The organism is Solibacillus sp. FSL R5-0691, assembly GCF_037974225.1.
Classification (GTDB): domain Bacteria; phylum Bacillota; class Bacilli; order Bacillales_A; family Planococcaceae; genus Solibacillus.
On sequence record NZ_CP150231.1, the window covers coordinates 256,030 to 270,712 of the forward strand.

Here is a 14,683-nt window from a genome sequence, read left to right on the forward strand (position 1 = left end):
AGGAATTAGAACGTTGGTAGACCCGTACTTAAAAGCTAACACGCTAATTTACATAGTTAGTATTTTTTAAATGTTGTAAATCTACAGGAAGTTTTAGGCACCTAATGCATAAAACTACAAGGAATTTGGAAATAAGAAATCACATTTCAATAATTGGATTTATAGTCCAAGGATTATAACCATCAAATTGGATATCCTTATCTTTAAAAGGGTTTTCAATTTCGATTGGTGCGCTATCGCAAGTAATACTTGAATTACCAGCACCATTGTTACTGAATCCCTTTGCAACAATCGTTCCACATAATTTTCCGTTACCATTCAACTTTACTGTAGAATAAGGAGCTATTATTGTACCAGTAAATTTTGTGTTTGGATTACCATTAATTGTAATATTTCTTTTCCCTATAACGAAATAAAATCCTTTAATTTCTTCGTTTTGAATATTAAAATCACCATTGATTAAATTGAATTGACCAGGATTATCTATTGCATGATTATACCATTTTTTAGATTGTTCAACAAATTTTGGATCATAAGTTGTATGGTCAGGGTGCGGATCTTTACTATCATCTGCCACAATAAAAGCAGCTTGATTTGTTTGGAGTGGTGGTTGAGTAGAGTTACTACCGTTACGATCCACTGCTTCATCTGGATTGTGCAATACAATCTCTTGTTTAATAATTCGAGTTTTCCCGCTGATATCCCCAATGGATTCAATAATAACAATAAGTTCTTCATTAGGTGTAGGAGTGAAATCTTTACAGGCAATTTCTAATATACTGGAATTTTGTTTGCAAGTAAAATTAAAGGTTGCTTTACTATTAGGTATGCTAAAATTTTTGTATGTTAATTTATCTTTTGAACGTACATAGGGTAAAAGGTTTTCCTTGAAAAATGTATTCAAAAATACCTTGTTAAAATGGTTAGTGTCGAAACAATGAGAATTACTTGGATTACTATTGCAATCCACTAATTCTTTATCTACAAATTGTTTAGCTAATGCAGCAAAATCAAGAATTTTAATTAATTCAACATTTAACCCAGCTTCAGCTACATAATATACCGCTTGATCTACCTCCGCATTTTTCGAAGTTTTCAAAGAGTGCGCATTCATTGTTAGTAAACCTAAACCAATAATAGAAATAAGCACAGTGGTAAAAATAACGAATAACATTGCATAACCGTGTTCTTGGTGTACATGCTTCATATTAACTACCCCCTTTTCTTAAATGAATTTCGGTACTTGGTTCCACTGGACATACACTAGTATTTGATAATTTAATTGAAATGACATCTTCTCCAGAAAAATTTGCACACCAAATCCCATCTGTAATTATTTCAATTTTATCCCCAGTAGTTTTATTAAGTTTTCCATTTTCTGAAGAATAAACGGATTTACTAGCATTAGGGAATGTTAATTCTAAGGTACCTTCTTTAACTTTAGCACTTGTCGAACGACGAATATCCTTCGTCACAACCTTCAATGCATACGTAATGTCATTCAAATCACCTGTTTCTTGTGTTTGTTGTACTTGTTGCTTAATACTTGATTGAATAAGGCTGAAAACTAAAATAGCTACAATCGAAGTGATTGCCGTGACTGCTAATAATTCAACCAAAGTTATACCGCGCATATTTTTCACTAATATTTTCATGGATTAATTTCCCCCCAACGGAAAATAGATTCCATCTTTAAATATGAAGTACTAGAGGTACCATTTTTTTTTGGTACGTTTACAATTATATTTACTAGTTCTTTTGTATAATTTTCCACTTTTTGGAATTCAATCCAATGCTTTGGATTATCGGATGAAAAAAAAATTTTGCATTCTGTACAATCGGAAACTGTAGCATCATAAGTGAACTTTTTGCCTTGTAACATAATTTCGTTAGTATCTAACCAACCATCGTTATTTACTGATATTAATCCGTAGATTTCTTCCATATACTGTTGAGCTATATAAGTTGCATCCACAATAGATTCAGAGGCTACATGAGTTTTTTTAGATTGAATGAAAAAACCAAAAAACGAAATCAAAATAATCGTAATCAGTACAATTGAAGCCACTACCTCCACCAAAGAAATCCCACGCTCTTCTTTTAATAATCTCATAATATAACCCCATCCCTTTTTCTCTTAAATAGAGTTAATCAAACAAATGACGATAAACAACATGCTTTTAATATTTATATATATGCATAAACAATAACTTTTGAGTATTACCAACTAAACAATATAGGTAAATAGAAGTGAATAAAAATAAAATTTTAAAATTAAACAAAAATACATAGTCATAAAGTAATCTATCGTGTATTATAATAGTAACATAAGTAGACATTTGGTAAAAGGGATAAAAATTAGTACATAAAAGGGAGTTTGTGAGATAATATATTGAATTTATTATAATATTTTCCATAAACTATTTATGTGAAATAAATGTATAAATTAAGTTTTTTTCTTCATATATCATAATATAGAATAAATCTTTAGTTATAAAGTCCTTATTTATACTTAATGAATTAGAGGGATTAGGCGGGGTGAGTAAATGAAAATTATTTTTAGGTCAATCATACCAATGATTTTGCTGGTAGTCCTTTTATCAATGTGGATTCCGAACTTTATAGTAAGTTCGGTAGCTTCAGCTGATAATAATCCAGTAGGTTCTACAATCGGTGGGGTAGAAATCGGTGATTTGAAAGGTGAGGAGTTAAAAGCATTGCTGACAAATGCTGTTAACGACTGGTATACCCAAAACCTGACTGTCACTGGCGGGGGGACTTCAATTGAAGTGAGCTCATCCACATTCCAGTTTGATATTGAGAGTACAGTCGCAAACTATGAAAATCAGGTACATAAGTCATGGTTTGCCTTCTGGAAAGATACGCCGACGGTACATCTCCCTCTTATTGTTTTTCCTAGTGAGATTGTGAAAAACGAGATTAGTAATGTTTCATCATGGGATACGGATTTGACGTATAACAATGTACAACTGAATGCAGCGTATTTAAAAACTGATCCTGTTGAAGCGGTTGTTATAGATGTATCGGTACTAGAAACTGATCGGATTTCATTGTCAGTCGAGCCGACGCCTGAAGGGGCAATGGGCATTAATGAACTGGTCCTTGCACTTCATGAAACGGTAATAGAGCCTCAGACGGCTTTTTCAATGATTGAAAAGCTTGGAGATACGATAAACTTGGCGAATCGTGAAGCCATTAATTTTGTTGCATCAAATCTATATAATGCAGCATTGAATATTAATGCGGAAATACTGGAACGGCATTCGCAAAATGAAATCTCTTCCTATTTAAAGCCTGGCTTGGAAGCGAAGGTCGATGCACTTGCAAGTGAGGATCTCAAATTCTCAAATAGCTTATCTCATCCAGTTGTTTTAAAACTGATTATGGAAGAAGGGAATTTGAAGACCGAGGTATATACACCTGCTAAAGAAACTGAAGTAGACGTGACGGTTTCACAGGATGAGCAGATTCAGCCACGTACAATTACACGTTACTCCGCAGACCTGGCAATTGGACAGACAGAACAAGTACAGGTAGGTGCAAAAGGTTTACGCGTATCGGTATATCGTACAGCTTTTGATGAGCAGAAGCTTGTGAGCCGCGATTATTACCCGCCTGTTGACCGGATAATTGTGAAATCTTCCAAACAGCCGGAAGTGCAGACACCATCAGAAAACTTGAACAACGACCCTGCATATCAAGTTGATTTAGATGGAGACGGTTTCCCAGATACTGATGCGACGAACGGAAATGGACAAAACGATGAATCAACTACACCAAGTAGCGGTTCTAAAAATCCTGGCTCGAACGCATCAAGCAATTCCGCAAACGACGATGCAGAAGAAGAGAATCTTCCACCTGGCAGCTATTACGATAAAGGCGGGAATTTAATCACTCCAAAATAAAGGAGGACGTAAAATATGAAAGCGAAATCGAGAAAACGCTTAGGCGACTTGCTCTTAGAGTCGGGCGTTATTACCGAATCACAGCTTACTTACGCACTAGCAAATAAAAGCCGGGATGAAAAGCTCGGGGATTTTTTCATAAAAGAAAACATACTGACGGAACAGCAACTAATTGAAGTACTGGAGTTCCAGCTAGGTATTCCACATATGACATTAAGTAACTATGTCATCGCACCGGAGCTTCTGCAGCTTGTACCAAGAGAACTGGCGAAACGTGCGAATATTATGCCTGTGCGTCGGGATAAAAACAAGCTGCTTATTGCGATGGCAGACCCGATGGATTACTTTGCGATCGAAGAAGTTCGTATGGCGACTGGGTGTCAAATTGAAACAAGTATTGTGGCGAAAGACGATCTATACCGAACGATTACAAAATACTATGACCTGCAAGCTTCAATGGATGCAGCTTTAACAGAAATTGAAGTGAATACACCGGAAGTACAGCAGGAAATTAACGATGAAGATTCGGCTATTGTACGGCTTGTAAACCAGATTATAAACAATGGGGTCGCCCAGCGTGCATCGGATATTCACTTCGATCCGCATGAAACAGAATACAGAATTCGTTATCGTGTTGACGGTGTGCTTCGTACCGAACGATCTCTGCCAAAGCATATGCAAAATATGATGACGGCACGCGTGAAAATTATGGGCGGACTAAATATTACGGAAAATCGTATTCCGCAAGATGGACGATTTAAAGTAAATATCGAGTTCAAAAGTGTCGATATTCGTCTTTCTACATTACCGACTGTTTATGGCGAGAAAATTGTTATGCGTATATTGGATATAAGCAATGCCGCAACAGATATAGCGCATCTAGGGTTTACAGAAAATAATGAAGCAATTTTCAGGAAGATGATTGAGAAACCGAATGGCATTGTGCTTATTACAGGTCCGACAGGTTCAGGGAAATCTTCTACGTTATATGCAGCACTTTCCAATTTAAATAATGAAGGTGTGAACATTATTACAGTCGAGGATCCGGTCGAATATCAGTTAAATGGTGTTAACCAGATTCAAGTAAAAGAAGAAGTGGGATTAACATTTGCAGCGGGGTTACGTTCAATTTTACGTCAGGATCCAGACATTATAATGATCGGAGAAATTCGTGATCTGGAAACGGCGCAAATTTCGATTCGTGCCTCATTAACAGGGCATCTAGTATTAAGTACATTGCATACAAACAGTGCGATTGAATCGATTTCAAGGCTGCAGGATATGGGAATTGAACCGTTTCTCATTTCTTCTTCACTTGTAGGAATAATGGCACAGCGTCTTGTACGTCAAATTTGTCGTGACTGTACGACAGAGATAGAGCCTACGATCAGGGAAAAACAAATTTTTGCAAATAACGGATTAGAAATTGAAAAGATTCGAAAAGGTCGCGGATGTGCGGCATGTGGGAACACTGGCTACCGCGGACGACTTGCTATACATGAGTTGCTACCTGTTGACCGTGGATTGAAAGATCTCATTCTAAACGGTGCAAGCGGCTATGAAATAGGTGATTATATGCAAAACGCCGGGCATAACACATTACTGCAGGACGGTTTACTGAAAGTACTGGCCGGTGTCACGACGACCGAAGAAGTGCTACGTGTGGCGACGATTGACTAGGGAGGAATGGATATGACATTGAACATACAAGATTTACTGCAGCATGCGTATGATGAAAATGCTTCCGATTTGCATGTCACTACGGGAATCCCTCCTGTTTACCGAGTAAATGGTCAGTTGAAGCAATATGGCAATGTAGCTGTGACAGCTGAAATGATTGAACAAATGGTCAATGATATTTTACCTGCTCACAAAAAAGCAGAGTTTGAAGAAAAGGGCGAAACTGATTTCAACTATTCATTGAAAGGTTTTTGCCGTTTCCGTGTAAATGCCTATCATCAGCGAAATGTTGGGGCAATCGCTGCCCGTCTTATTTCGAGTGAAATCCCGACGATTGACTCGTTGAATATGCCGAAAGTACTGTACGATCTAGCTGAAAAACCTCAAGGGCTCATTTTAGTAACGGGTCCGACCGGTTCAGGGAAGTCAACAACACTTGCGGCAATGATTGACTATATTAATGAAACAAAATCAAAGCATATTATCACGCTGGAGGACCCGATCGAATATTTGCATTCCCATAAAAAATCGGTAGTGAATCAGCGTGAAATCGGAGTCGATACCGGGTCATTTGCGAATGGTCTGCGTGCATCGCTCCGTCAAGATCCAGATATTATTCTAGTAGGGGAAATGCGAGATTTAGAGACTATTTCAACAGCGATTACGGCAGCAGAAACAGGCCACTTAGTATTCGGTACACTTCATACTTCAAGTGCACCGACAACAATTGACCGCATTATCGATGTGTTCCCGCCGCATCAGCAAGGGCAGATCCGGATTCAGTTAGCGAATGTATTGCAAGGGATTATTTCACAGCGATTATTCATTCGTAAAGATAAAGCGGGCCGGGTTGCCGCGACAGAAATTCTCGTAAGTATTCCGGCTGTCACAAATTTGATAAGAAATGAAAAAATTCATCAAATTCCGAGTGTGATGCAGACAAATCGCGCGTTAGGTATGCATACATTAGAGACATCCATACAAGCGCTTGTTTCTTCCGGTAAAGTTTCATTGGAAGAAGTTCGCCCATATTTGAATGTGGGTGATTACAGTTGACCGTATTCAAATATGTTGGACGAACAAAGATGGGCGCAACGCAAAAAGGAACGATTGATGCAGCGAATAAAGCAGCCGCTATTTCAAAGCTTCGTGAAAAGGGCATCAATCCTCGGGAAATCGAAGAATCGAAAAGTTTATTGCATATGGAAGTCAGCCTAGGCAGCAAAAAAGTGAAAACTCAGGATTTTGTTATTTACTGCCGTCAGTTTGCAACGCTGATTCGTGCAGGTGTTTCACTCGTAGAAGCGACCGACATTTTAGCAAAGCAGGCGACAAGTAAGCCACTAAAAAAAGCACTTGAAGCGGTAGAAGAAGATATTCGTACAGGTATTCCATTTTCCGATGCAGTCAGAAAACATCCGAAAGCGTTTCCTGAACTGTTCGTCAATATGATGCGTTCAGGGGAGGCGACAGGGAATATCGATGATACGCTGGAACGTCTGGCGAATTCATATGAAAAGTCATTCCGTTTAGTCAAAAAGGTACAGTCGACGTTGACATATCCAGCAATGCTTCTAGTCATGATAGTCGTTGTCGTGTTTTTCATGCTGATCTTCATTGTCCCTACGTTTGTCGAGTCATTTGAGTCGATGGATGCAGAACTACCGACTTTAACGGTATGGACAGTTGCTTTAGGGGATTGGCTGAGACAATATTGGTGGTTTCCGATTGGGGTAGTGGTTATTGGAGTTGTGGTATTTCAATATCTTTATAGAAATAATGAGCAGTTTCATTATTCCGTCCATTATTTGATGCTGAAGATGCCGATATTTGGTCCGCTTTTACAGAAAACAGCGATTGCTAGATTAACGCGCAATTTATCTTCTTTATTTAGTAGTGCAGTACCCATATTACAGGCGTTAACGATTTCACAAAAAGTATCCGGCAACCCGGTTATAGGAAAGGTCGTACTGGATGCACGGGCAAGTTTGGAACGAGGAAGTTCACTGACAGAGCCGCTTGAAAAAAGCTGGATTTTTCCACCGATGGTAACGAGTATGACAAGAATTGGAGAGTCAACAGGTTCGCTTGATTATATGTTGGAGAAGATTGCAGATTTTTATGAAGAGGAAGTTGACAGAAATGTTGATACTTTAAAATCTCTGATTGAGCCATTGATGATCGTGATTTTAGCAGGTGCAGTTGGTCTTATCGTGGCGGCCATTTTCTTACCGATGTTTAGTCTTTATGAACAAATGTAAAAGGGGATTAAAAGACGTTTTGCAAGGAGGCATCGAAGCAATACAAAGCGTCAGTGCAAATAAAAAAGAAATTATAAAATTTAAGGAGGATTTAATATGTTTAACACATTAAAAAAACGTATTAAAAATGAAAAAGGTTTATCTTTAGTAGAACTATTAGCAGTAATTGTTATCTTAGCAATTGTAGCTGCAATTGCTATTCCAGCGATTGGAAATATTATTAATAATTCTAGAGATAAGGCAGAAATTTCAGATGCTATAAACATAATTGCTGGAGGAAAATTAGCTCATATTGAAAAAGGATGTGGCGTAGCTGATTCTGGTTGTACGGGAGCAGATTTAGAAGAGTTTGTTGATGGAATAGATGTTTCTGGTATTATTGTAAAATTAGATGAAAATGAATGGGTAATTGAAAAGTATCCATTTAGTAGTCGAGTAACTACAAAATTCACAGATATTAAAGTAGCTTCAACTAACGAACAAGCACTTAAAACAGCATTAAGTGGTGAAAAGGACGAATAATCATCCCCCAAAGAACACCCAACCCAACAGCGCTTGGGTGTTCCATTGAGTGATGATTGCGCCATATAAACAAGGCGCTTCTCAAAATAGGCATTACATTAAAGGTTAAAGGGGAGGATCCCTCTATGTTCAATATGAAAAGAAAATCGCATGTATCCATCATAATCAATGATTATGTAATGCGTGCACTCGTTTTAAAAGGCGCAACAGTGGATCAGCCCGTTATTTATGAAACGCCCTTACCGAAGACTGCTGTCCAGGAAGGGGTAATTCTCGATGAGATGGCAATGTATGAACTGATTAAGGATAATGTCCAAAATTGGGGTGGAAGAAAGCAAAATGTGCGCTTCCTTGTACCGGATACATCGATTTTATTGAAGACATTCGAGCATCCTGCTGATATAAGCGGTAAAAACCTGAAAGAATATGTACAAATGGAAGTTGGGCAGTCGATTCATCTACCGTTTCAGGAGCCCCTTATTGATGTACACGACCCGATTGAAGGGGACGGGAAGGCTGTACTTTTTGCCGCACCGCCTGATGAAGTCGGAAAGATGATCGGTCTGCTGTTGGACAACCATTTGAATCCTCAAGTGGCCGATATTCGCGCTTTATGTAATTTAAGATTGCTTGAACATATCCAGTTTATCGATACGAATCGTACATATATGATAACGGACTGGTCAATCAATGAATTATCAATTTGTATCTATTCAAACGAGGAAGTAGAGTTTCTGCGGTTCCAGACAATTGATACGAATCCGGATAATTGGCAGCAAAATATTGGTGAAAATGATGAAGTTGAATTTGACTATACAGCTGATTTGGATGAGTTCCGTGCAGCAACTACTGATCAGGTACTGGAAATCGACCGTATGATGAACTTCTTTAAATTCTCTCTCCATAAAGGTGAAAGAGAAGTTGATGAAATCGTCGTTATGGGCGATCACCCGTTACTACAGTCAATTGAAACACTGCTCAGTGAAAATCTGTCAACACCGGTAAGTATTGTTGGGGGTCAGATAATCCAAGAACATTTTCCAAACTGCAAAGCAAAGCATGCGACTTTATTAGGGCTAGCTTTAAAGGAGGTTAACGAATGATTCCGGATATTAACCTTCTGCCCAAAATTGAAAAGGGTGCGACGAGTTTTAAGTTAGCCTTTATTTTAGTTGGGATTTTATCGATATTGACAATCGGCTTATTGGCAATCACTTATTTCGGTGCGAAAAGTGAAGTTGCAAGTGCTGTAAGTGAACGTGATTCGTTATTGCTAACAAGAGACACATTGAATGCACAAGTAAATTCAGCGCAAACAGGGAGTCAAGGTTCATTGGAAGAATCGGTCGCTTTTGTTGAACGTGTTTCATATCCGGTCTCTCCGATTATAGTTGAGACAAGAAATTTATTGCCGACGGATACATACTTGCGTTCTTATGCATTTTCTGAGACAGGCGTGCAAGTAGCGGTAGATTTCGAAACATTGAATGCTATTTCATCATATGTAAGCCAGCTTGAAAAAAGTCCGTATTTTAATGATGTTCAAGTGGGGACAATCCAAAACTTTGAACTTAACCCAACTAATGAAGAAGTTAATGATACACAGCAATTCACGGAAGTACCACGATATAGCGTGGAAATCTTCCTCGTAATTAATCAAATGCATGTTGCTGCTGGAGGTGAAGAGTAATGAATTCCATCTCAAGTAGTAAAAACGGAACACTCCTTATTGTAATTGCATTGGCGATGGCTTTGCTGTTTGCTATGTATTATTATGTCGTGAAACCGAAGCAGGACGAGCAACAGATGATTCATTCGGAGATTAATAGTCTTCATACGGAAATTGCAGCAATAGAGGAAGCAATTGCTGCAAATGAGTCACAGCAATCTCAAACGAATGTAAATGAATTTGCACTACGTAAAAAAGTACCAGACAACCGAGAAATTGATGAACTGATTTTATCGATTGAGGAAATGCAGTATGTAACAGATTCACGCATTCAAAGCATCGATTTTAATAACTATGATGCACTCGTTTCTAGTTCAGGACTGCAAGACCCGCTTTCTACACCGGAAACGGAAGAAGGGGAATTATCTGAATTAACACAGAGTGCTATTGATCAAACGGAGGGTACGGAGCCTTCAGAAGCTTTACCAGTTTCCACAATCGCTGTAGAAACATTACCGCCTTCACTGAAGCTGATTACATTCAATATCAATGTCGCTGCACAAAATGACGTTAATTTACTGCATTTCATTGAAGAAATCGAAAGAAAAGAACGCGTAATGCGAATCGATATAATTGATTTCGCGCTTCCGGGTGAAGAAGATAAATTTACAGAAGAAGCATCAGAAATTGTAACAGCCGATATTCAAGTCACAACTTTCTACTATGAGTAATATTTAGCAGGTACAAGTAAGGAGCATCTAAAATGGAGATTATGTATACAATATTTGCGGGGATTTTCGGATTGGTTTTCGGTTCATTTTACAATGTGGTCGGATTAAGGGTACCGAAAAAAGAGTCGATTGTGACACCGCCATCTCACTGTGTCCATTGCAATCGACGTTTAAGCGCTTTTGAACTCGTACCTGTTTTTTCGTACATCTTTTTACGAGGGAAATGCCGGACATGCGGTGTGAAAGTATCACCGATTTACGCTTTCACTGAGCTTGTAACAGGACTGTTATTTGCGTTTGCCACATGGCAGCTCGGCATCACATGGGAATTGGCGGTAGCTTTACTGTTTATTTCGCTCTTGGTTATTATTAATGTTTCGGATATTGCGTACATGCTTATTCCGGATAAAATATTACTGTTTTTCCTGCCACTGTTGATCATTGGTAGAATTCTTTCGCCGCTTGACCCGTGGTGGGATAGTATTGTTGGTGCCGGAATAGGATTTTCGATACTACTATTAATCGCAGTAATTTCTAAAGGCGGAATGGGCGGCGGAGACATTAAGCTGTTTTTACTGATCGGATTAGTGTTGGGTACATTCAATACGTTATTAACCTTATTTTTAGCTTCGGTGATCGGGATGATTGTCGGAATCGTCATTTTGAAAGTCCGTGGGAAAGGGCGTAAAACCCCTGTACCGTTCGGACCATCAATTGCTGTTGCCGCGATCATCGTATATTTTTACGGTGACCAGCTCATCGATATGTATTTAAACCTACTATAACAATAAAAAGGGGTGTCCTGAACTCATCTTCCGGGCATCCCTTTTAATACGCGTTAATAATCTATTATAATCTTTTCAAACGGGTGATTCGTCAATAGTTCGTATGTTGCAGTTTCCACTGCACTTTCCACGGTATTTGCTAAAACTAGTATACGGTATTTATCAAAATCTTTATAATAGGCATCAGCTTCTACATATTTAGTCATTTCGCTCTGTATATTCCTGCGAATATTTACGACGATTTCATAACCATCCTTTACAAATTGGAATTTTTTCAATGAAAAACAACCTCCTCAACATTAGTTTATTACCTGATGAGAGTAATTGACTAAACTTGTTGGAAGGTTGTGTAGGATGGCTAAAAATTATTCGGCATTTGGATAAATCATCGTTTTTGGATCGACATAACGGTCAAATTCCTCTTCTGTTAAAAGACCTGATGCAATGGCTGCTTCTTTTAATGTTGTGCCTTCTTTATGTGCTGTTTTCGCGATTTTCGCCGCATTTTCATAACCGATATACGGATTTAACGCAGTAACAAGCATAAGTGAATTTTTCAGGTTAGCGTCCAATACTTCCATATTCGGTTCGATTCCGACTGCACAATTATCGTTGAATGATTTCATCGAATCCGCCAATAAGCGTGCTGATTGCAGGAAGTTGTAGATGATTACCGGCTTGAATACGTTCAATTCAAAATTACCTTGTGAAGCTGCGAAGGCGATTGTTGCATCATTGCCGACAACTTGTGTCACGACCATTGTCATCGCTTCACTTTGTGTTGGGTTTACTTTACCTGGCATGATTGATGAGCCTGGCTCGTTTTCGGGAATCGTGATTTCACCGATACCCGAGCGCGGACCACTTGCAAGCCAGCGTACATCATTGGCGATTTTCATTAAATCCGCAGCCAATGCCTTTAATGCACCGTGCGCTGTCACGACTTCATCATGACTTGTCAGTGCATGGAATTTGTTTTCCGCAGATGTAAATTCAATACCTGTCAGCTTGCTGATTTCCGCAGCTGTGCGTGCACCGAATTCCGGATGGGCGTTAATCCCTGTACCAACGGCAGTACCGCCAATCGCAAGCTCCTTCATGAACTGCGTGTTCACCATAATCATTTTTTCGCATTTTAACAGCATATGGTGCCAACCGCTAATTTCCTGACCTAGTGTAAGCGGTGTTGCGTCCTGTAAATGGGTACGACCGATTTTTATAATATCGTTAAACGCGATTGCTTTTTCTTTCAATGTTGCCTGTAAAAGTTTTAAGCGCGGCATTAAATAGTTCTCTACAATTTCAACTGCAGCAATATGTAGTGCAGTAGGGAATGTGTCGTTCGAGCTTTGTGACTTGTTGACGTCATCATTTGGATGAACCTTTTCATCCGAACCGGCTGCCGTCAGCTTTTCATTCGCTAAGTGGGCAATTGTCTCATTTACATTCATGTTTGTCTGTGTACCACTGCCTGTTTGCCAAACGACAAGAGGGAAGTGTTCATCCCATTTGCCTGCAAGAATTTCATCAGCTGCTTCGACAATCGCATTTTTTTTCGCATCGGACAGCTTGCCCAATTTATTATTGGCAATTGCCGCTGCTTTTTTCAAAATAGTCATGGCGCGGATAATTTCAATCGGCATTTTTTCTGTGCCGATTTGGAAGTTTTCCTTGCTTCGCTGTGTTTGTGCACCCCAAATCTTATCTGCTGGTACACGAACTTCACCTAAAGTATCTTTTTCAATACGGAATTCCAACTAAATCATCTCCTTTAATATATGTATACCCAATTTTCCATGAAAAAATGGCAAATCGTGTGAGGGGATTTGCCATTTTTGCAGGAGAAAAGATAAATCCGCTTATCTTTCCGAAATATGAGAAAAGTAATTATTGAGTTTCGAATCTGAACTGGGGGGAACAGTATCGAAAAGGTTTTACTAACCTTATATTGATAATGATAATCTTTATCAATTAGGAAGTCAATACTTTTATTAAACAAATTTTTAGAAAATTCATTTTGATGAATTTCCCAATATGTAAAACAACGCCGAAAGCACCGAACCGAATAGGATACTTTAGACGTTGTTGTTTTTGGTATTCACTTAGGAAGTCATCCCCTTATTTTTGTTAAACTATTTTCACATAAAAGTCCCGGCCATTTGTCAGTTCAGGAATTTCTATATTTTTTTCGTTCTTATAATAGTCTGAAATAATATTCGCAAGACCTGCATAGCCATTTAATAATGTGCCTTGCTTAATTTCTTTTGCGATATTATGGAACTCAAAATAGTGAAGTGCATCATCGCTCAACCCGTATAAAATTCTTTCGATATCGGCAAGGGGAATGTTGATGCCTCTCGTATATCGGCATTCGCGCTTATACGTATGGTGCGGAATATTTATTGGTGTTGTTTCATTAATCATCGTCAATTGGTTCATAGTGTGTCCTCCTTGAATAGTAAAATATAATTTATTTAATATATTATACCCCAAAACTAACGTCTGTAATCAGAAAATTTACTAAATTTAGACATTTACATAATGTTTACCAATCATCTCCTTGCTGCATTTCCTCCGCCACCATCTGTAAATCATAAGCATTGATGATCAACAGCTCGTATTCCTCCTGCTGCTCCATATACTTTTGGATGAGGCTTAGTGCATATTTTGGGGAGCCTTCATTTTCTTCATCGTAGACGAGCAATGTCGCATCCGTGTTATCGATAATGAACTTGTCCTTTTCGATAAACTGCCATGGAGCTTCATATGGGCGCTTCGTCACGCTTGTCACAAAATCGGCCTTACTTACTATATGCATATAGGTCTCTTGTTTATGCTCATTCCAGTTTTTCTCCTGTTCCAGGAAGGGGGTGATAATGGAATATTTAAGTTCCGGGTAATCATTTTTAAGTTCCAGTACAACTTGTGCTGCCCATGTTTCGACACCTTGCTGTCCGCTGATCACAACCCATTCCAATCCGTCTTCTATTAGGATGCGCAACTGGTTTTCCAGCGCCTTTTTAATAACCGGAACACCAGGGTGCTTGTCATTAAATATTCCAAGTTCATGCGGACGGTAGCCCGTAATAAAAAGTGATTTCATCATAAG

The 14,683-nt window shown here is 38.7% G+C and carries 16 protein-coding genes; 9 read left to right on the forward strand and 7 right to left on the reverse strand.

Translation table 11 applies throughout. The features are described from left to right. Window positions 1-139 precede the first annotated feature (139 nt). The 3 genes from MKY51_RS01310 to MKY51_RS01320 are packed head-to-tail and all read right to left on the reverse strand — an operon-like array spanning window position 140 to window position 2,113. Window positions 140-1,207, reverse strand: coding sequence for a hypothetical protein (locus MKY51_RS01310; protein ID WP_339174827.1), 1,068 nt, complete (start codon window positions 1,205-1,207; stop codon window positions 140-142). Window position 1,208: 1 nt separating this feature from the next. Next, a complete protein-coding gene (locus MKY51_RS01315; protein WP_339174829.1) occupies window positions 1,209-1,655 on the reverse strand; it encodes a type II secretion system protein in 447 nt (148 codons plus the stop codon). Next, window positions 1,652-2,113 carry a hypothetical protein gene (locus tag MKY51_RS01320; protein ID WP_339174830.1) on the reverse strand — a complete coding sequence of 154 codons (462 nt, stop codon included), beginning with the start codon at window positions 2,111-2,113 and terminating at the stop codon, window positions 1,652-1,654. Before MKY51_RS01320 ends, MKY51_RS01315 begins: the two co-directional genes overlap by 4 nt. A gap of 433 nt (window positions 2,114-2,546) precedes the next feature. Between MKY51_RS01320 and MKY51_RS01325 the strand changes: the two genes are divergently transcribed. From MKY51_RS01325 to MKY51_RS01365, 9 genes are all read left to right on the forward strand, one after another. Continuing rightward, complete coding sequence (locus MKY51_RS01325) at window positions 2,547-3,926, forward strand: VanW family protein (RefSeq protein WP_339174831.1); 1,380 nt, start codon at window positions 2,547-2,549, stop codon at window positions 3,924-3,926. Between the two features lie 15 nt (window positions 3,927-3,941). Further along, window positions 3,942-5,606, forward strand: a complete 1,665-nt coding sequence (locus MKY51_RS01330; protein WP_339174833.1) for a GspE/PulE family protein — start codon at window positions 3,942-3,944, stop codon at window positions 5,604-5,606. 12 nt (window positions 5,607-5,618) lie between these two features. After that, window positions 5,619-6,662 (forward strand): type IV pilus twitching motility protein PilT, encoded by a 1,044-nt coding sequence (locus tag MKY51_RS01335; RefSeq protein WP_339174834.1) that lies wholly within the window; start codon window positions 5,619-5,621, stop codon window positions 6,660-6,662. Beyond that, the gene (locus tag MKY51_RS01340; protein WP_339174836.1) at window positions 6,659-7,867 is read left to right on the forward strand and encodes a type II secretion system F family protein; all 1,209 of its coding nucleotides are present in this window, start codon (window positions 6,659-6,661) and stop codon (window positions 7,865-7,867) included. The genes MKY51_RS01335 and MKY51_RS01340 overlap by 4 nt, the downstream gene beginning before the upstream one ends. A 96-nt stretch (window positions 7,868-7,963) precedes the next feature. Beyond that, the gene (locus MKY51_RS01345) at window positions 7,964-8,389 is read left to right on the forward strand and encodes a prepilin-type N-terminal cleavage/methylation domain-containing protein (protein ID WP_339174838.1); all 426 of its coding nucleotides are present in this window, start codon (window positions 7,964-7,966) and stop codon (window positions 8,387-8,389) included. Between the two features lie 125 nt (window positions 8,390-8,514). Then, window positions 8,515-9,492, forward strand: a complete 978-nt coding sequence (gene pilM / locus MKY51_RS01350) for a pilus assembly protein PilM (RefSeq protein WP_339174839.1) — start codon at window positions 8,515-8,517, stop codon at window positions 9,490-9,492. Then, on the forward strand, window positions 9,489-10,079 hold the full coding sequence (locus tag MKY51_RS01355; RefSeq protein ID WP_339174840.1) for a PilN domain-containing protein: 591 nt from the start codon (window positions 9,489-9,491) through the stop codon (window positions 10,077-10,079). The genes pilM and MKY51_RS01355 overlap by 4 nt, the downstream gene beginning before the upstream one ends. Then, the gene (locus MKY51_RS01360) at window positions 10,079-10,789 is read left to right on the forward strand and encodes a potassium transporter (RefSeq protein WP_339174841.1); all 711 of its coding nucleotides are present in this window, start codon (window positions 10,079-10,081) and stop codon (window positions 10,787-10,789) included. Before MKY51_RS01355 ends, MKY51_RS01360 begins: the two co-directional genes overlap by 1 nt. A gap of 32 nt (window positions 10,790-10,821) precedes the next feature. Next, window positions 10,822-11,574, forward strand: a complete 753-nt coding sequence (locus MKY51_RS01365; RefSeq protein WP_339174842.1) for a prepilin peptidase — start codon at window positions 10,822-10,824, stop codon at window positions 11,572-11,574. Window positions 11,575-11,627: 53 nt separating this feature from the next. Here the strand turns inward: MKY51_RS01365 and MKY51_RS01370 are convergent, their stop codons facing one another. From MKY51_RS01370 to MKY51_RS01385, 4 genes are all read right to left on the reverse strand, one after another. Next, complete coding sequence (locus MKY51_RS01370; protein ID WP_339174843.1) at window positions 11,628-11,852, reverse strand: hypothetical protein; 225 nt, start codon at window positions 11,850-11,852, stop codon at window positions 11,628-11,630. An 87-nt stretch (window positions 11,853-11,939) separates the two neighbouring features. After that, window positions 11,940-13,331 (reverse strand): class II fumarate hydratase, encoded by a 1,392-nt coding sequence (fumC, locus tag MKY51_RS01375; RefSeq protein WP_339174844.1) that lies wholly within the window; start codon window positions 13,329-13,331, stop codon window positions 11,940-11,942. Window positions 13,332-13,701: 370 nt separating this feature from the next. Beyond that, window positions 13,702-14,013, reverse strand: a complete 312-nt coding sequence (locus tag MKY51_RS01380; protein ID WP_008406178.1) for a hypothetical protein — start codon at window positions 14,011-14,013, stop codon at window positions 13,702-13,704. Between the two features lie 106 nt (window positions 14,014-14,119). Further along, on the reverse strand, window positions 14,120-14,680 hold the full coding sequence (locus MKY51_RS01385; protein ID WP_339174845.1) for a DUF1273 domain-containing protein: 561 nt from the start codon (window positions 14,678-14,680) through the stop codon (window positions 14,120-14,122). Window positions 14,681-14,683 lie beyond the last annotated feature (3 nt).

Excerpts from the sequence above, each read along its gene's own strand:
- MKY51_RS01320 (WP_339174830.1), bottom strand. The coding sequence starts at position 2,113 with ATGAGATTATTAAAAGAAGAGCGTGGGATTTCTTTGGTGGAGGTAGTG.
- pilM (WP_339174839.1), top strand. The coding sequence starts at position 8,515 with ATGTTCAATATGAAAAGAAAATCGCATGTATCCATCATAATCAATGAT.
- MKY51_RS01315 (WP_339174829.1), bottom strand. The coding sequence starts at position 1,655 with ATGAAAATATTAGTGAAAAATATGCGCGGTATAACTTTGGTTGAATTA.
- MKY51_RS01310 (WP_339174827.1), bottom strand. The coding sequence starts at position 1,207 with ATGAAGCATGTACACCAAGAACACGGTTATGCAATGTTATTCGTTATT.
- MKY51_RS01325 (WP_339174831.1), top strand. The coding sequence starts at position 2,547 with ATGAAAATTATTTTTAGGTCAATCATACCAATGATTTTGCTGGTAGTC.
- MKY51_RS01330 (WP_339174833.1), top strand. The coding sequence starts at position 3,942 with ATGAAAGCGAAATCGAGAAAACGCTTAGGCGACTTGCTCTTAGAGTCG.
- MKY51_RS01345 (WP_339174838.1), top strand. The coding sequence starts at position 7,964 with ATGTTTAACACATTAAAAAAACGTATTAAAAATGAAAAAGGTTTATCT.
- MKY51_RS01365 (WP_339174842.1), top strand. The coding sequence starts at position 10,822 with ATGGAGATTATGTATACAATATTTGCGGGGATTTTCGGATTGGTTTTC.
- MKY51_RS01335 (WP_339174834.1), top strand. The coding sequence starts at position 5,619 with ATGACATTGAACATACAAGATTTACTGCAGCATGCGTATGATGAAAAT.
- MKY51_RS01380 (WP_008406178.1), bottom strand. The coding sequence starts at position 14,013 with ATGAACCAATTGACGATGATTAATGAAACAACACCAATAAATATTCCG.
- MKY51_RS01360 (WP_339174841.1), top strand. The coding sequence starts at position 10,079 with ATGAATTCCATCTCAAGTAGTAAAAACGGAACACTCCTTATTGTAATT.
- MKY51_RS01355 (WP_339174840.1), top strand. The coding sequence starts at position 9,489 with ATGATTCCGGATATTAACCTTCTGCCCAAAATTGAAAAGGGTGCGACG.
- MKY51_RS01385 (WP_339174845.1), bottom strand. The coding sequence starts at position 14,680 with ATGATGAAATCACTTTTTATTACGGGCTACCGTCCGCATGAACTTGGA.